The sequence below is a fragment of the Luteococcus sp. Sow4_B9 genome (genome assembly GCF_052116585.1).
In the GTDB taxonomy this organism is placed as follows: Bacteria; Actinomycetota; Actinomycetes; order Propionibacteriales; family Propionibacteriaceae; genus Luteococcus.
Window position 1 is genome coordinate 141,381 of the sequence record NZ_JBQKKT010000004.1, and the last position, 16,181, is coordinate 157,561.

A 16,181-nucleotide genomic window follows, 5' to 3' on the forward strand; every position below is an offset into this window, starting at 1 on the left:
GCCGGACAGGTCAGGGACCGGCCGATCCGTCCCCGGCAGAAGCCAACCGTCAGGCCTCAGAGCCTGGGCAGCAGGGTGGCCAGCTCGTGGGCCGTCACCTGCCGTCGATAGGAGTCGAACTCCGCCCTCTTGTTGCGCAGGAAGAAGTCATAGACGTGCTCCCCCAGGGTGCTGGCCACCAGCTCCGAGTTCTCCATCTCACGGATGGCCTCGTCCAGGTTGCGCGGCAGGCTCCTGATGCCCATGGCCCGGCGCTCACGGGCGGTGAGGGCCTCCACGTCCTCCATCACCTCGTCGGGCAGCTCCATCTCGTGCTCGATGCCGGAAAGACCGGCCGCCAGGGTCAGGGCATAGGCCAGATAGGGATTGGTGGCGGAGTCCAGCGAGCGCAGCTCGATGCGGGCACTGGAGGACTTGTCCGGCTTGAACATCGGGATGCGCACCAGCGCGGTGGAGTTGTTGCGACCCCACGAGATGTAGGACGGGGCCTCACCCTCCCCCGCCAGCCGCTTGTAGGAGTTGACCCACTGGTTCGTGACCGCGGTGATCTCCGGTGCATGGTGCAGCAGCCCCGCGACGAACTGCTTGCCGATCCGCGAGAGTCGGTACGCGTCCGAGGCGTCGTAGAAGGCATTGTTGTCGCCCTCGAAGAGGCTCATGTGGGTGTGCATGCCGGAGCCAGCGTGCTGGGTGAAGGGCTTGGGCATGAAGCTGGCCTGGATGCCCTGGCTGACGGCCACCTCCTTCATCACCACCCGGAAGGTCATGATGTTGTCGGCCATGGTGAGCGCATCGGCATAGCGCAGGTCGATCTCGTGCTGCCCGGGGGCTGCCTCGTGGTGGCTGAACTCCACACTGATGCCCATCTGCTCCAGCATCTGGATGGCATCGCGACGGAAGTCCGTCCCGTCGCCCAGTGTGGTGTGGTCGAAGTAGCCGCCGGTGTCCAGCGGGGTGGGCTCGACGCCCGGAAGCACGGGCTCCTTGAACAGGAAGAACTCGATCTCCGGGTGGATGTAGTAGGTGAAGCCCATCTCCGAGGCCTTGTCCAGCGCACGCTTGAGCACGTGTCGCGGATCGGCGAAACTCGGGGATCCATCGGGCAGCGAGATGTCGCAGAACATGCGAGCCGTGTTCGCCTCGGTGCGCCACGGCAGCATCTGGAAGGTGGACGGATCCGGGTGGGCCACCATGTCCGACTCGTAGATGCGGGCATAACCCTCAATGGCCGACCCGTCGAAGCCGATGCCCTCCGCGAAGGCGCCCTCGAGCTCGGCCGGGGCGATGGCAACGGACTTCAGGAAGCCCAACACGTCGGTGAACCACAACCGGACGAACCTGACGTCGCGTTCCTCCATCGTGCGCAGTACGTACTCTGTCTGCCTGTCCATGGCCCCAGTCTGCCAAGGATCGTGTTTCAGGCGGGTTACGGGTACCTGCCGACGGGACGCGGCACCGCACCTGCCGGGCACGGATTGCGAGGAGACCTAGGATTGGGGTCATGTCGATGCCTGGCTGGTACCCGGATCCTGCAGGAACACCGGGCCGTTTCCGCTACTGGGACGGCACCTCGTGGTCTGCGGAGACCACTGGCGATCCTGCCTCTGCCCCGCGCCCGGGGCAGCAGCCCCAGGCCTTCGCTGGCGGCGCCTCCGGTTCCGGCGGCCAGAACTCGTCGAACCGCGGCCTGCTGGTGGGCATCGCCGTGGTGCTTGCCCTGGCCCTGCTGGTCTGGGCCCTGTTCTTTCGCGGCGACGGTGGCTTCAAGGCCGTTCCCGAGGACACCAACAGCTCCTCGCCCCAGGGGCCGGTCTGGGACGAGACCTCACCACCCACCCCGGAACCGTCGGGCATCAGCGAGCCGGCCCCCACGGGCGGCGCCATGGTGAAGTGCCCGATGGACAGCGGCTCGGTCCTGCCGATCCAGGGCGACGAGCTGCACGGCGGCGGGCTGGTCATTCCCCGCCTGGGCGGCTGGGACGAGGCCACCCGCTCCACCTTCCTGCTGCCGTGGACGGAGAACCTGCAGGCCCAGACCAAGACCATCTACTCCTCGCCCCTGGGCACCCGCTGGTTCTCGGTGCAGGCGGTCGGGGCACTTCCGGTCGCGGAGGGCTTCGAGGAGCCCCGCAACAGCGCCCGGATGATGATGAGCTGCTTTGCCACCTCCGGCTACTACTCCGGCTTCATCGGCCGCAAGGACCTGCAGAGCAAGGCCGTCGACATCGACGGTAAGAAGGGCTGGCACCTGCGCAGCGAGGTCTACGTGGAGATGCCGGACCTGCCCCAGGTGGAGGGGGATGTGATCGACGTGATCGTCGTGGACACCGGCTCCCCCGAATCCCTGGGCGTCTTCGTCAGCTCCGCCACCATCGGGGACGCCGAGACCCTGGCAGAGATCGACGACTCGATCAGCCGGATGCGCCCGGAGTGACGCAGCGGGCGCCGACCCGGTCCTGACCGAGCCGACGCCAGGGGTGATCCTCAGTCCTCGATCGGACTCCCGTCGAAGCGGACGCGCGGCTCGTCGTCCTTCTCCTCGTCCTCGTCCTCATCGGGATCGTTGAAGCGGGGATCGGTGACCCACTGGTCATTGCGCTCGGCCACGTGCTCCATGGCCTTCTCTGCATCCTCACGCGTGCGGTACGGGCCCAGGCGGTCCTCCGCCTTCTCCTCGCCCTCACCGACGACGCGGTGCTGCCTCAGGGACCAGTACCACTGCTCACGCTCGGCCATGATTGCCTCCTGACTAGACTGCTCGGGTGACTGTCATCAAGCCCTTTGCCATCAGCCCTCGTCGGGCCGTTCCGTCCTCGATCGTTCGTCCCGAGTACGTTGACAGGCCTGCTCCCCAACCGTACATGGGCAGCAATGTGCAGTCGCCGGAGATCATCGAGAAGATGCGTGAGGCCGGGCGGATCGCCCACGGAGCCATGCACGAGGCCGGCAAGGCCGTCGCCCCCGGCGTGACCACCGACGAGCTGGATCGCATTGCCCACGAATACATGCTGGACCACGGCGCCTACCCGTCCACGCTGGGCTACCGGGGCTACCCCAAGAGCATCTGCACCAGCGTCAACGAGGTCATCTGCCACGGCATCCCCGACGCCCGCCCGCTGGAGGACGGTGACATCGTCAAGATCGACGTGACCGCCTACAAGGACGGCGTGCACGGGGACAACTGCTACACCTTCCTGTGTGGCGACGTCGACGAGGAGTCGCGGCTGCTCGTCGAGCGCACCCAGGAGGCGATGAACCGGGCCATCAAGATGTGCCGCCCCGGCCGCCCCATCAGCGTCATCGGCCGCGTCATCGAGAGCTTCGCCAAGCGTTTCGACTACGGCGTCGTGCGCGACTACACCGGCCACGGCGTGCACACCGCCTTCCACTCCGGCCTGGTCATCCTGCACTACGACGAGCCGCGCCTCGACACCCCGATGGAGGTGGGCATGACCTTCACCATCGAGCCGATGCTCTGCCTGGGCGACTACCGCAGCCACCAGTGGGACGACGGGTGGACCGTGGTCACCAATGACGGCTCCCGCGTCGCACAGTTCGAGCAGACCATCGCCATCACCCCTGACGGCGCGGAGATCATCACCCGGCTGGACTGACGGCTGGACCGACGGCGCCGCCTGCCGACGATCCTTTCCTGAAGTTTCGCGGAATCGCCCCGGGGCTGACCCCATCCTGTGGCCCCGGGGCATTTCGAAGCATGCAAGGGATCGGGGCATTGGGGCGCGCGACGATGTCGCGTCGCGCAGCCACGGGGGCACGAAACTCCCGAAATACTTCCCCCGTGGTCACACGACCACATGGCCGTTTCTCGGGGGAGATCCACATGACCATGTCTCGTCGCACCTTCCTGCGCGCCAGCGCAGCCGGGGCCATGACGCTCTACACCACCAATGCGCTCGGTCTGCCCGAGGCCGTGGCCGAGGGGATTCCCGGAGGGAGCCTGCCGGCCACCCAGATCCCGCAGTTCCGCAACCGGCTGGTGGTGCCACAGATCGCCCCCTGCTGGAATCGAACCTGGACCAACTACGGCGCAACCGACTACTACGAAATGTCCCTGCGCCAGTTCCGTCAGCAGATGCTGCCGACGGGCATGCCGCAGACCACGGTGTGGGGCTACGGACCGAGCTATGACGACGGCCGCGGCTTCCATGCCCCCGGGCTGACCATCCTGGCCCGTGCCGGCGGCGCGGTCCGCATCAAGTGGACCAATGACCTGGTGGACGCCAACGGCAACTACCTGCCCCACCTGTTCGCCGTCGATCCCACCCTGCACTGGGCCAATGTGCCCCAGGAGCCCGCCGGTGGCATGCGGATGACCGACATGAAGCCGGACTACACCGGCCGTCGCTATGTGCGCCCGGAGAACTACACCGACCCCACCACGCAGTACACCTCCTACACCGGCCCGGTGCCGATCGTCACGCACCTGCACGGCGCCGTGGGCGTCAAGGACCACTCCGACGGCTACTCCGAGGCGTGGTACCTGCCCAATGCCCGCAACATCCCCGCCGGCCACGCCCGACACGGCCGGTGGTGGGACTTCCTGGCCGCAAAGGCACGCCGCGAAACGGGCGTCGTGTGGAGCGACGGGCAGCAGGTCGCGACCTATCCCAACGGCAATCGGGTGAGCACCCTGTGGTTCCACGACCACGCGATGGGCCTGACCCGCCTCAATGTCTACTCGGGCGCCACGAACTTCTACCTGGTGCGCGGCACCAATGACGACGTCCTGGACTCCCGGACCGGCCGGACCGCCATCGCACCGTGGCTCAATGAGCGCGACGAATACCTCAAGAGCTCGCCCAACCCCGGGCACGACATCCCGCTGGCCATCCAGGACCGCTCGTTCAATGCCGACGGCTCGCTCTTCTACCCCGACTCGCGCGCCTTCTTCGACAACTACCAGGGCCCGTACTACCCCGAGGCCCCGGGCATCGCCCCCAACTGGGTGCCGGAGTTCTTCGGCAACACCCTGATCGTGAACGGTCAGACCTGGCCCTTCCACCGTGTCGAACAGCGCCGCTACCGCTTCCGGGTGCTCAACGGCTGCGGCTCGCGCACGCTCTACCTGGACTTCCGGGGCATCCCGGGCGTCGAGGTCTGGCAGACCGGCAATGACGGCGGCATGCTGGACCGCGCCGTCAACGTCTCGGCGCTGCCTGGCTGGAAGGCCAACCGCGTGATGCTGGCCCCAGCCGAGCGCGTCGAGCTGCTCGTCGACTTCACCCGCGTCCCGACCGGCCGCCACATCCTGCGCAATGTGGGCCCTGACGCCTTCTTCCCGGGCGGCCGCCCTGCCGAGAATGGCGAGACGCCGCGCGTGAAGCTCTATCCCTTTGCCGAGCGCGACGTGGTCTTCCCGCCGGCCGATCCCGCCACCACCGGCCGTGTGATGGCCTTCGACGTGGTGCCGCCCACCAGCGTGGACACCACCACCCCGGGGCGCTATCTCCAGATGCGAGCCGTCCCCAAGCTGCCCGCCCCCGTGCGGACACGGCGCCTGTCCACCACCATGAGCTTCCACCAGGTGGGAACCGACCCGGCCCCCTATGCCTCCCACACCATGCTCGGTGTGCTCAGCGGCACCCCCGGCGGCCAGATGAAGATCACCGGCACCATGTGGGGCGATCCCGTCACCGAGAACCCGGCCGTGGGCGACGTGGAGGACTGGGAGATCTACAACCTGGTGCAGGACGCCCCGGTCCCCCACCCGATCCACGTCCACGAGACCACCTTCGAGGTCATCGAACGCCGCATGGTGCACTACGACTGGGAGACCGGCCAGATGACCATGGGGCCGCAGGTTCCGCTGGAGCCGGGTGAGACCGGCCGCAAGGACACCGTCTTCGTCTACCCCGGCGAGATGATCCGGATCCGGATGAAGTTCACCACCGCCGGCCAGTACATGTGGCACTGTCACCTGCTGGAGCACGAGGACAACGAGATGATGCGGCCCTTCCGCGTCGGCCCGTGGCAGGACGGCCAGCCCGCCGACATGGACCACCACGGCACGCACGAGATGTGACACGACGATGGCCCCGATCCAGTGGACCGGGGCCATCGTGCTGTCTGGGGAACGAGTCCGCCTGTAAGCCGGGTTCTGTCCTCGCGGTTGCCCGCGATGGGTGACCATCCATCTACGACGCCTGTTGCCAGACGCCTTCGACTCGCGTCGTGCGACCTACCCGGACGCTCGGGCGGGCAGCCCTCGATCACGTCCGCGACCCACCGCAATGGGTCTTCTTGGTCTTGCTCCGGGTGGGGTTTGCCTGGCCAGCCCAGTCACCTGGGCTGCCGGTGGTCTCTTGCACCGCCGTTTCACCCTTACCAGCCACCACCCTCTCGGATGGCCACTGGCGGTCTGTTCTCTGTGGCACTGTCCCGCGGATCACTCCGGGTCGGTGTTACCGACCACCCTGCCCTGTGGAGCCCGGACTTTCCTCGACGGGATCACTCCCGTCGCGGCCACCCGGCGAACTCGTCCGTCGTCCAGTCTACGACCCGGCCGGTGTGAACGTGACCACGCCGCGCTCCAGGTCCGCATCCTTGACCCGCACGGTGATCTCGTCGCCCAGGGCGATGCCCTTCATCCGGAAGCGGGCCTCGGTGGCCGGCTCTGCGATCGAGATGGTGCCCTCGCCCTTCTTGGAATCATAGTCAACGACGGTTCCGGTGAAGGTCTTGCCGGCATGACTGGACAGCACCAGCGCCTCCACCAGGTCCACGATGCCGCGCTCGAACTTCTTGGCGCGCTGGTCGCTGGCGCGCATCTCGTCGGGCAGGGCCGGGAGCGCCGTCAGCACCCACTCAGGGATGGGGCTGCCGGCACACAGGTGCACGCAGATCTCGCCGACATAGCGATCCACCAGACGGCGCAGTGGCGCCGTGCAGTGGGCGTAGTTGGCGGCCAGCGCATTGTGCTTGAGGTTCTTGCCCACGGACTCCTCGTCCAGCACCGTGTAGGCGGCGCCGCGGAAGAGGCGCGTGCAGGAGGTCATCATGGCCAGATGAGTGGGCTTGCTCACGTCGAGCGAGCGGACGAAGTCCGGATAGTCCATCGATCCCGGCCAGCTGATCCGCAGGCCCTTCGCGATGCCGCGCAGCCGATCAACGTCACGCTGCTCGGCCGGCGGCAGCGTGCGCAGCACACCGGTGCCCGCCTCCAGCATGATCCCCGCGGCCGCCATGCCGGTCAGCAACGAGATCTGGGCATTCCACCCCTCCACCGGCAGCGGGGAACGGAACTCGACGTGCCACTGGTCACCGTCGGCGACGATCTCCTGCTCCGGCAGGTCCAGGCTCACGCCACCCCGGGTGATCTCCTGCTGCTGGCGCAGCTGGCCCACCTCACGCAGCAGAAGCAGCCATTCGGGCGCCTGAGCGTCGTCCAGCATCTGCTGCACACCGGCATAGGTCAGCTTCTCCCGCGAGGTGACCATGGCCCGCTGCACCGTGGCCGAACGCTGCGCACCATCGGCGTCGAGCTCCACCTGCCACAGCAGGGCGGGGCGCGGCTTCCCGTCGGCCAGCAGGCTGGCGGCTCCCTCCGAGAGGACGCTGGGATGCAGCGGCACCCGCTCGGCCGGAGCGTAGAAGGTCTGGCCGCGGCGGTGCGCCTCCAGGTCCACCGCGCCACCCGGCTCCACCCAGGCCGCGACGTCGGCGATGGCGTACCAGACGCGATAGCCGTCATCGGCTCGCTCGATGAACAGGGCCTGGTCAAGATCCATCGATCCCTCGGGATCGATGGTCACCAAGGGCAGGTCGGTGCGATCGATGCGGTCGCCCAGGCCCCAGACCTGCGGATCGACGCCACGAATGGCCGCTTCCTCGGCGGCGCGCTGCACGTCCGACGGGAAGTCCCGCGGCACCTCCAGCTCGTCGCGCAGACGATCAATCCCGGCCCGAATGGCCTCGGGCACCTGCTGGACGATCCTGATGTGTCGTGCTGGCATGTGGTCTCCTCAGGTGGCGGGCGGTCGGCGGATGGTCATTCCGGCAAGCCGGATTCCCTCTTGACGGTCATTCCGGCAAGCCGGATTCCCTCTTGACGGTCATTCCGGCAAGCCGGATTCCTTGGTCCTCACGAGGATGCGGTCGCACTCCTCGCAGCGCAGCACCTCATTCGGTGCGGCGGCGGCATAACGACGCAGATCGGCCAGACTGGCCTCCAGCTGGCAGCCGGTGCAGCGCTTGGCCTTGAGCTCGGCGGCACCGATCCCCATCCGGTCACTGAGCCGCTGGTAGGTGGCAACGAGCGGGGCCGGCAACAGCCGGACGGTTGCCTCGCGCTCGGTGCGACGCTCCGCCAGCTCCGCATCCAGATCCTTGAACTGCGAGTCCCGCTTGGCCATCAGGCCACGAATCCGGTCCTCCAGCTCCTTGCGTCGCCCATCGATGTCATTCACCTCGGCCGCCAGGTCCTCCACCACCTGCATGGCGTCCAGCTGGTCATCCTCCAGCTTGCGGATCCGGCCACCCAGGTGGTCGATCTCCTCGGTCAGGCCCCGCAGTGCCTTGGGATCCCCGACGCTGCCATCGTCGACGCGCTTCTGGTTGCGCTCCAGACGCTCCCGGGCCGGGACCAGGTCATCCTCGACGCGCTTGGCGTCCAGCTCCGCGTCGCTCAACCGGGTCTGCGCAGCCACCTGCTGCTCCACCAGCTGGGCGCGCTCCGCCATCAGGGTCTTGATGGTCTCCAGCTCGGGCAGCGTGCGGCGGCGATGCTCCAACTGGTTCACCTGCAGGTCAAGGGCGGCAAGGTCGAGCAAGCGCAGCTGGTCAGCCGGTTCGGCGAGCATGGTCTTCTCCTCAGTACATCCGGGTGAACGGTGGCGCACCCGTGGTGGAAGCCTACCCATTCAGCGCGTCGGACTACGCTCATGAGGCATGAGCACGCCCCACCAGAGGTTCCCACGACGGGTCTACCAGCAGGGCGACGACCCGGATCCGCGTTTCTCGCTCGCCAACGAACGCACCTTCCTGGCCTGGATCCGCACCTCGCTGGCCCTGATCGCCGGCGGCACGGCGCTGGCCATGATGGCCGACAAGACGTCCACCCCGGTCCGGTGGGCGGCCATCCTGCTGATGCTCGCGGGCATCCTGGGGCCGATCCAGGCATGGCTGAGCTGGTCGCGCACCGAACTGGCCATGCGGCTCGGACGCCCCCTGCCCAGCTCGCCGCTGGCCGTGCCGCTGGGCGTCGTGGTGATGCTCGCCGGACTGCTGGTGCTGTGGACCATGCTGTGACTCCTTTCGATCCGGGCCTGCAACCCGAACGCACTGCCCTGTCCTGGCAGCGGACCAGCCTCGCCCTGCTGGTCGGCTCCCTGACGGCCGCCCGGGTCGCCATGCCCGCGGCGGGGCGCTGGGCCCTGCTGGCCGGCGCTCTGGGGTGCACCTGTGCCCTGCTGCTGATGGCGCTCTCGCGACGACGTCACCGCCGCGGCACCGCCTCCCTGGAGGGGCCGGGGCACTTCCTGGCCACCGGCGGGTGGCTGCCCCTGGCGGCCTCACTGATGACCTTGGCCGGCGGGCTCTTCCTGACCGTGGTGCTCCTGCTCGGGTGAGCGGGAGATGGTGAGGAATCCCCACCGCCCAGCGTTCTGCCCTGTGCGTAAAGAGCCTTGCGAGACTGACATCGGGCATCGGGGGACACATAGCCTGAGGTGAATTCCGGTGCCAGCCGTGCCGGATCCCAGCCCTGTCCGCCCACTCCCCTGAGCGAGGTTCCGTGCTCGAGATCCTGAAGCAGGCCGGCGCTTTCCTGGTCACCGTCTTCGTCCTGACCAGCATGCTCAACGTCGGCCTGACCCAGAAGCCGTCCAAGATCCTCGGCCATCTGGACAACCGCGGCTTCCTGGCCTCCATGGTGCTGGCGAACCTCGTCGTGGTGCCCGCCCTGATGGTCTTCGCACTGGAACTGGTCCCGCTGGCGGCGCCCTACGTGGCCGGCCTGTTGATCTTCAGCCTGGCCGCTGGCGCACCCTTCCTGATCAAGCTCACCGCCGTCTCCGAGCACGACATCTCGCTCGGCGCCACCGTCCTGATGGTGCTGATGCTGGCCACCGTGGTGGTGATGCCGGTGCTGCTGCCACTGATGCTGGAGGGGGTCACCGTCGATGCCTTCGCCATCACCAAGGCGCTGCTCCTGCAGATGATCGCCCCGATGCTCGTGGGAATGGTGATCGCACAGCTCCTGGATCGATTCAATGCGCTGATCCAACCGTGGGTGGCCAAGCTCTCCAACATCGCGCTCTACGGCCTGATCGCCTGCCTGCTGATCGGTTATTCGCCGCAGCTGCTCGACCTGGAGCTGTGGAAGGCCATCGCCGTCGGGCTGGTGGTGCTGCTGGTCGGCTTCTACGTCGGCTACATGATGGGCGACGGCACCGACCGTCTCAAGGACATCGGCGGCCTGGGCACCGGGCAGCGGGGCACCGCCGCCGCGATGATCGTGGCCGGCCAGAACTTCGACGATCCCCGCGTGCTGCTGGTGATCACCATCGTCAACGTGCTCGGCATCGTGCTGCTGATAGCCGCCGCCAAGAGCCTGTCGAAGGACAACGCCTTCTCACCGCTCGACCCCATTGCCGCGGACCGCCCGCACCGCCAGACCCACTGATCCAGACCCACTGAGGAAGGAAGAATCATGAGCCGTCCTGATCGTCCGAATGTCCTGGTGTTGTGCATGGACCAGTGGGACATGCACATGGAACTGCCCGACGGCGTGGAGCTTCCCACGCTGCGCCGGCTGGAGTCCATGGGTGTGACGCTGGACCGCCACTACTGCACCGTGGCCATCTGCACCCCGTCGCGCACCACCATGTGGACCGGCCAGCACGCCAAGACGCTCGGCATGTGGGACAACACCAACTTCCCGTGGGTGCAGAGCCTCGACCCCGAGGTGCCGACGCTGGGCGACATGATGCGCGAACAGGGCTACTACACGGCCTTCAAGGGCAAGTGGCACCTGTCCGACGTGCCGCCGCTGAGCACTGAGGGACTCGAACCCTTCGGCTTCTCCGACTACCAGCTGTGGGGCGACATGTACGGCGCACCGCTGGAGGGCGTCACCAAGGACGGCACCGTGGCGATGGAAACCGTCGACTGGTTGGCGCACAAGGCCCCCCCAGGACCAGCCCTGGCTGATGATCAGCTCCATGGTCAATCCGCACGACGTGATGTACCTGGCCGAGGAGGGCGAGTTCCCGGGCGCCGGCGACAATGCCCTGTTCGCCGGGGCGCTGCACCACTCGCAGGACATGCACATGACCCGCGCATGGTGGGATCCGGAACTGCCCGCCAATTTCGAGGACGACCTCTCCCAACAGCCCTATGGCCCCAAGGCCTACAAGCAATTCGTCGAGGACCACTACACGACGGTGCCCGACGAGGACCGGGAACTGTGGAAGAAGCGTCGCAACTACCTGATCAACTGCATGCGGATGGTCGACGCCGAGTTCGGCAAGATCGTCGACGAGTTGGACCGACAGGACCTGTGGGAGAACACCGTGGTGATCTTCACCTCCGACCACGGTGAGATGAATGCCGCCCACAAGATGCACCAGAAGGGCGGCATCCCCTTCCAGGAGGCCACCGTGGTCAACATGACCGCCGTGGTTCCCGGCGGTGCCCAGGGTGTGCGGACCAGCGCCGTCGGCTCACACCTTGACCTGACCCCCACGGTGCTCGCCTTTGCCGGCGTCGACGACGAACGACGCCAGGAGCTCTACCCCGCCCTGCCCGGCCGGGATCTCTCGAAGGTCTTCACCCGCCCCGAGCAGGCCACCGCCCCGCGCGGCACCGCCGAGGAGCCCGGCGACGGAGCGCTGCTGATGTGGGATGGCCTGCACCAGCAGGACCCGGACTGGACCCGGGCCGGCGGCATGAAGGGACTGCTGAACCTGCCGCCCGATCCGCAGCTGCGGACCAAGGCCCTGCTGGCCAAGGGCCAGGAGATGGGCGCCCCGGACCTGGCCAAGCGCACCTTCTTCCGCGCCGTGGTGGATGGTCGCTACAAGCTGGTGCGGTGGTTCTCCCCCCTGGAGTACGGCGCCCCCACCAGCGTCGACGAGCTCTACGAGACCTCCGACGTGACCCTGCACGACCTGGTGGCGGATCCCGACGAGATGGAGAATCTGGGCAATCCTGAGCACCCGCAGCACGACCCGCAGCTGGTCGATCGTCTGCTGGTCAAGCTGAATGCCCTGATCGAGCGCGAGCTCGGCACGGACGCGTGCCCGATGGACCTGGACATGTTCGGCACCCGCGACGTGCTCTACGGGGAAGGAGCCCTCGGTGGCCGGTGAACGTCGCTCCGGACTCAGCAGGCAGTCCTTCACCGGCAAGCACCTCAAGAATGACGTGGTGGCCGGGCTGGTCAATGGCGTCGTCTCGGTGCCCGACGGGCTGGCCGCTGGCGCCCTGGCGGGGGTCTCCCCCGTCACGGGCCTGTATGCCTCGATCACCGGCCCGATCGCCGGTGGTGTGCTGCAGACCACACACATGATGTCGATCGCCACCACCTCCGCGGCTGCCATCGCCGCGGGCCAGGCGGTGGCAGCCGCACCGGAGGGGCAGCGCGAACCGGCGCTCTTCCTGCTGGTGCTGCTCACCGGCGCGATGCTGGCAGTGATGGGCCTGCTCAAGGCTGGTCGGCTGGTGCGCTATGTCCCCTATTCGGTCATGCAGGGCTTCCTCTTCGGCGTCTCGTTGGTGCTGGTGCTGGACCAGTTGGCGCCCATGCTGGGCTACTCACCCAAGGGCAGCAATGAGATCACCCAGTTCATCGACCTGGTCACCCATCCTGGCTCCTGGGATCCACAGACCGTCGTCATCGGTGTGGCCGCGCTGGTGCTGGTGGTGGCCCTGTCCTTCACGAGACTGGAGACCTGGGCCAGCCTGATCGCACTGGTGCTGCCCACTGCGGCGGCCCTGGCGCTGGGCTGGAACCAGGTGGAGCAGGTGGTGGACACCAGCCCGATCCCCCGGGGCCTGCCCGCCCTGACCCTGCCGGACCTGGGTCTGTTGAGCGTCGATCTGGTGCTGGGCGCCTTCTCCCTGGCGGCCGTGATCGCCATCCAGGGTGCCGGTGTCTCGCAGTCGGTGGAGAACCTGGACGACTCCCGGATCAGCACGTCGCGCGACATCCTGGCCCAGGGCGCCGCGAACGGCGTGTCCGGACTGTTCGGTGGCCTGCCGGTGGGCGCCTCCGTGGGTCAGACGGCCCTGAACATCTCGGCCGGTGCCCGGACCCGGTGGGCGTCGATCTTCTCCGGCATCTGGATGCTGGTCTTCGTGCTGCTGCTGGCCCCGGTGATCGAGAAGGTGCCGATGGCAGTGCTGGGTGCGCTCATGGTCTTTGCCGGTGCAGCCTCCATGAAGGTGGGGAACATGCTGTCGGTCGTCCGCACCGGGATCGCCCCGGCATTGGCCTTCGTGGTGACGCTGGTGGTCTCGCTGGTCGCGTCCGTGCCGATGGCCGTGGTGGCGGGCGTTCTGCTGGCCATCGTGCTGCACGTCGTGACCGCCAGCGGCGACGTCGCGCTGCACCTGCTGCGCACCGACGAGCAGGGACGCGTGGTGGAGGAGGAGGTGCCGCAGACGCTGCCAAGCAACCAGGTGAGCGTGATCACCGTGCGCGGCGACCTGTTCTTTGCCGGCGCCAATGCCCTGGAGGACCAGCTGCCCGAGGTGAGGGGCACCGAACGCCCCGTGCTGGTGCTGCGGATCCGCGGCCAGCAGGTGGTGGGAGCAACCCTGATCGACGTGCTGGATCGCTATGCGGAGGAACTGGAGAAGGTTGGCGGCCGCCTCTACCTCTCGGGCGTGCATCCCGACGTGGCCGCCCAGTTGAGCCGCTCCGCCAAGCTCGACCTGGGCGACGAGGTGCACGTGCACGCCGCGACGCCGGTGATCGGCGAATCCAGTCAGCTGGCCGTGGCCGAGGCGCGCCAGTGGCTTGCCGGGCACACCAGCCGCCAGGTGGAGGACGACCCTGAGACGGCTTCTGCCCGGCGCTCGGCGGAACGCCTGAACCGCCCGGGCGTGCTCTTCGTGCCGGAGGGCACGGTGCGTCTGCCGCGGCACGCCCCCGCGGACGCCGCGAAGTGACCTCGACTGGCTCGGGGACCGGACACCAACGCTCTCCGAGCCTGTCGAGGGGTCAACCGAGCACGTCGGAGGCGACGCCCCCGGTGCGCACGGCGTGCGCCATCCGGGAGACCACCGGGGCGGCGTGTTCGAAGAAGGCCTGGTAGCCCGCACACAGATGGTTCTGGCCGGCTTCCCCGTCGACGCTGGTGGTGAAGCGATCCTTGGGGCAGCCCCCGTGGCAGGCCCAGCGCACGGGACAGCGACGACACTGGGCGGTGAGCCCGTCCTTCTTCTGCTGCCCGAACTGCTGCTGGCACTCGCTGTGCAGCATCTCCTGGAAGCCCCGCTCGGCCAGGCTGCCCAGCTCGAAGCCGGGCTCGACGAAGTGGTCACAGGAGTAGACCCCGCCGTCGAACTCGACGGCCAGAGCAAGTCCGCAGGTGGGGGCATGCACACACAGGCCGTACTGGCCCAGGTAGTTGCCCACCATGGTGTCGAAGTGTTGGACGAAGACCTCGCCCACGTCGTGCGCGAGCCACTCGTCGAAGATGGTGACCAGGAAGGTGCCCCACTGCTGGGGATCGACGGTGCGGGAGGTCACCTGGCTGCCGCTCTGGGTGTAGAGCACCCGTCGGCCTGCCTCGTCGCGCCAGCCCTGTTCCGCGACCGGAAGTTCGTCGGCGGTGGCCCGCTCGACGATCGGGATGAACTGCAGATGGCGCGCCCCCAGGTCGTCGCGGAAGTGCCGGTAGACCTCCAGGGGGTGACCCGCATTGGCGGAGTTCACCGTGCACAGCACATTGGCCTCGACGCCGTGCTGCTGCAGCAGGTGCCAGCCACGCAGCACCATGTCATGGGTGCCACGGCCCGCGAGGTTCGTGCGGTGCTGGTCGTGCAGCCAGGCGGAGCCGTCGATGCTGACGCCAACCAAGAAGTTCTCCCGGGCCAGGAAGGTGGCCCACTGCTCGTCGATCAGCGTGGCATTGGTCTGCAGGCTGTGCCGTACCCGCTGGCCGGGACGCCGTAGCTCTTCTGCCCGCGCCACAGCCCGCTCGAAGAAGGGGAGGCCACGCAGGGTCGGTTCGCCGCCCTGCCAGCCGACGATCACCTCCCCGTCGGGCTGCGCGGCCAGGAAGCGGCTGAGGAAGAGGTCGAGCTGCTCGTCGGTCATCGTCTGGGACTGGCCGTCGTGCAGCACCTCCTTGGACAGGAAGAAGCATTTAGGAGCAGTCCAGATTGCAGGCAGCTCCGGTTGGCTTGGCCAGCACCGAGAAGGGCAGCTGGCGGCGGTCTCCGGGCGTCGGAGGTCCCCCTGTCATGCACGGAGCTGTCATGCACCGATCCTGCCACCTGCACCTCGCGCGATGACCGGACCCGATCGCTTCGACGAGTTCACACCGTCCAGCCGCGAGCCCTGATCAGCCCTCGTGGAACTCCAGCCGGTGCATGGGGTGGCCCGGCTGCATCCCGTGTCTGCTGATCGCCAGCGTTCTCGCTCAGGCATTCCAGCGAATGATGGCCGGCGACTCCTTCTCATAGCCCAGCACGCAGACCGAACCAGTCGCGAGCGGGAAGGACTGACCACGGGCAATGTCGATGCCCAGCCAGCACAGGGCCAGCACCCGTGAGGCATGACCGTGGCTGAAGCAGATGGCCTTCTCGACGCCTGAGTCCTGCACCCGCTGCACCACCTGCGTCAGCCGGTTGATCACCTGGGTGCGGGTCTCACCACCGGGAATCGGGTGTGTCCAGATCCGCCAGCCGGGCACCTGCTCGCGGATCTGGTTGCTGGTCATGCCCTCATAGTCGCCGTAGAACCACTCCGCCAGGTTCTCGTCGATCTGTGGCGTGAAACCGGCGAGTTCCGCGGTGCGACGGGCTCGCAGGCGCGGACTCGAGAGAACCAGGTCGAAATCGGCCGGGTCCAGGCGTTCGCGCAGGCTGCTCGCCTCCTCCACGCCATGGTCGGTCAAGTCCAGGTCGGTCACCGAGGTGTGCTGCCCGGACTTGCTCCAGGCCGTCTCACCGTGTCGTACGAGGTAGAGCTGGGTCATGCCCCCACCCTG

General features: G+C 67.7%; 14 protein-coding genes, 1 other RNA gene and 1 pseudogene. 9 read left to right on the plus strand and 7 right to left on the minus strand.

What is annotated here, in order from left to right; translation table 11 throughout:
* Positions 1-56 precede the first annotated feature (56 nt).
* The gene (locus tag ACTQ49_RS04395) at positions 57-1,358 is read right to left on the minus strand and encodes a glutamine synthetase family protein (protein ID WP_441826720.1); all 1,302 of its coding nucleotides are present in this window, start codon (positions 1,356-1,358) and stop codon (positions 57-59) included.
* A 143-nt stretch (positions 1,359-1,501) separates the two neighbouring features.
* Between ACTQ49_RS04395 and ACTQ49_RS04400 the strand changes: the two genes are divergently transcribed.
* Positions 1,502-2,434 (plus strand): DUF2510 domain-containing protein, encoded by a 933-nt coding sequence (locus tag ACTQ49_RS04400; protein WP_441826627.1) that lies wholly within the window; start codon positions 1,502-1,504, stop codon positions 2,432-2,434.
* A 50-nt stretch (positions 2,435-2,484) separates the two neighbouring features.
* Here the strand turns inward: ACTQ49_RS04400 and ACTQ49_RS04405 are convergent, their stop codons facing one another.
* Positions 2,485-2,736, minus strand: coding sequence for a hypothetical protein (locus ACTQ49_RS04405; protein ID WP_441826628.1), 252 nt, complete (start codon positions 2,734-2,736; stop codon positions 2,485-2,487).
* A 26-nt stretch (positions 2,737-2,762) separates the two neighbouring features.
* Here ACTQ49_RS04405 and map point away from each other — a divergent pair, with 26 nt between their 5' ends.
* Positions 2,763-3,614: a type I methionyl aminopeptidase gene (gene map / locus ACTQ49_RS04410; protein ID WP_441826629.1), complete on the plus strand. Its 852-nt coding sequence runs from the start codon at positions 2,763-2,765 to the stop codon at positions 3,612-3,614.
* A 227-nt stretch (positions 3,615-3,841) separates the two neighbouring features.
* Complete coding sequence (locus ACTQ49_RS04415; protein WP_441826630.1) at positions 3,842-6,043, plus strand: multicopper oxidase family protein; 2,202 nt, start codon at positions 3,842-3,844, stop codon at positions 6,041-6,043.
* A gap of 48 nt (positions 6,044-6,091) precedes the next feature.
* Here the strand turns inward: ACTQ49_RS04415 and rnpB are convergent.
* From rnpB to ACTQ49_RS04430, 3 genes are all read right to left on the minus strand, one after another.
* Positions 6,092-6,499, minus strand: an RNA gene (gene rnpB / locus ACTQ49_RS04420) — RNase P RNA component class A.
* A 13-nt stretch (positions 6,500-6,512) separates the two neighbouring features.
* A complete protein-coding gene (locus ACTQ49_RS04425) occupies positions 6,513-7,973 on the minus strand; it encodes an RNB domain-containing ribonuclease (RefSeq protein WP_441826631.1) in 1,461 nt (486 codons plus the stop codon).
* 99 nt (positions 7,974-8,072) lie between these two features.
* Complete coding sequence (locus tag ACTQ49_RS04430; protein ID WP_441826632.1) at positions 8,073-8,819, minus strand: zinc ribbon domain-containing protein; 747 nt, start codon at positions 8,817-8,819, stop codon at positions 8,073-8,075.
* An 88-nt stretch (positions 8,820-8,907) separates the two neighbouring features.
* On the opposite strand from ACTQ49_RS04430, the gene ACTQ49_RS04435 reads away from it, so the two are divergent.
* From ACTQ49_RS04435 to ACTQ49_RS04460, 6 genes and pseudogenes are all read left to right on the plus strand, one after another.
* Complete coding sequence (locus ACTQ49_RS04435; protein ID WP_441826633.1) at positions 8,908-9,267, plus strand: YidH family protein; 360 nt, start codon at positions 8,908-8,910, stop codon at positions 9,265-9,267.
* The gene (locus ACTQ49_RS04440; protein WP_441826634.1) at positions 9,264-9,587 is read left to right on the plus strand and encodes a DUF202 domain-containing protein; all 324 of its coding nucleotides are present in this window, start codon (positions 9,264-9,266) and stop codon (positions 9,585-9,587) included. Before ACTQ49_RS04435 ends, ACTQ49_RS04440 begins: the two co-directional genes overlap by 4 nt.
* Before the next feature lie 134 nt (positions 9,588-9,721).
* Positions 9,722-10,642, plus strand: a complete 921-nt coding sequence (locus tag ACTQ49_RS04445) for a bile acid:sodium symporter family protein (protein ID WP_441826721.1) — start codon at positions 9,722-9,724, stop codon at positions 10,640-10,642.
* A 27-nt stretch (positions 10,643-10,669) separates the two neighbouring features.
* Positions 10,670-10,984 (plus strand): annotated as a pseudogene (locus ACTQ49_RS04450) (sulfatase-like hydrolase/transferase); the annotation flags it as partial.
* Between the two features lie 184 nt (positions 10,985-11,168).
* The gene (locus ACTQ49_RS04455; RefSeq protein WP_441826635.1) at positions 11,169-12,329 is read left to right on the plus strand and encodes a sulfatase-like hydrolase/transferase; all 1,161 of its coding nucleotides are present in this window, start codon (positions 11,169-11,171) and stop codon (positions 12,327-12,329) included.
* On the plus strand, positions 12,319-14,133 hold the full coding sequence (locus tag ACTQ49_RS04460; protein ID WP_441826636.1) for a SulP family inorganic anion transporter: 1,815 nt from the start codon (positions 12,319-12,321) through the stop codon (positions 14,131-14,133). Before ACTQ49_RS04455 ends, ACTQ49_RS04460 begins: the two co-directional genes overlap by 11 nt.
* A 52-nt stretch (positions 14,134-14,185) precedes the next feature.
* Here ACTQ49_RS04460 and ACTQ49_RS04465 read toward each other — a convergent pair whose 3' ends face one another.
* Both ACTQ49_RS04465 and ACTQ49_RS04470 read right to left on the minus strand, forming a co-directional pair.
* Complete coding sequence (locus ACTQ49_RS04465) at positions 14,186-15,361, minus strand: anaerobic sulfatase maturase (RefSeq protein ID WP_441826722.1); 1,176 nt, start codon at positions 15,359-15,361, stop codon at positions 14,186-14,188.
* A 250-nt stretch (positions 15,362-15,611) separates the two neighbouring features.
* On the minus strand, positions 15,612-16,169 hold the full coding sequence (locus ACTQ49_RS04470) for a histidine phosphatase family protein (RefSeq protein WP_441826637.1): 558 nt from the start codon (positions 16,167-16,169) through the stop codon (positions 15,612-15,614).
* Positions 16,170-16,181: the final 12 nt, after the last annotated feature.

Coding starts and splice junctions, on each gene's coding strand:
- ACTQ49_RS04395 (WP_441826720.1), bottom strand. CDS start 1,358: ATGGAGGAACGCGACGTCAGGTTCGTCCGGTTGTGGTTCACCGACGTG.
- ACTQ49_RS04400 (WP_441826627.1), top strand. CDS start 1,502: ATGTCGATGCCTGGCTGGTACCCGGATCCTGCAGGAACACCGGGCCGT.
- ACTQ49_RS04405 (WP_441826628.1), bottom strand. CDS start 2,736: ATGGCCGAGCGTGAGCAGTGGTACTGGTCCCTGAGGCAGCACCGCGTC.
- ACTQ49_RS04415 (WP_441826630.1), top strand. CDS start 3,842: ATGACCATGTCTCGTCGCACCTTCCTGCGCGCCAGCGCAGCCGGGGCC.
- ACTQ49_RS04425 (WP_441826631.1), bottom strand. CDS start 7,973: ATGCCAGCACGACACATCAGGATCGTCCAGCAGGTGCCCGAGGCCATT.
- ACTQ49_RS04430 (WP_441826632.1), bottom strand. CDS start 8,819: ATGCTCGCCGAACCGGCTGACCAGCTGCGCTTGCTCGACCTTGCCGCC.
- ACTQ49_RS04435 (WP_441826633.1), top strand. CDS start 8,908: ATGAGCACGCCCCACCAGAGGTTCCCACGACGGGTCTACCAGCAGGGC.
- ACTQ49_RS04455 (WP_441826635.1), top strand. CDS start 11,169: ATGATCAGCTCCATGGTCAATCCGCACGACGTGATGTACCTGGCCGAG.
- ACTQ49_RS04470 (WP_441826637.1), bottom strand. CDS start 16,169: ATGACCCAGCTCTACCTCGTACGACACGGTGAGACGGCCTGGAGCAAG.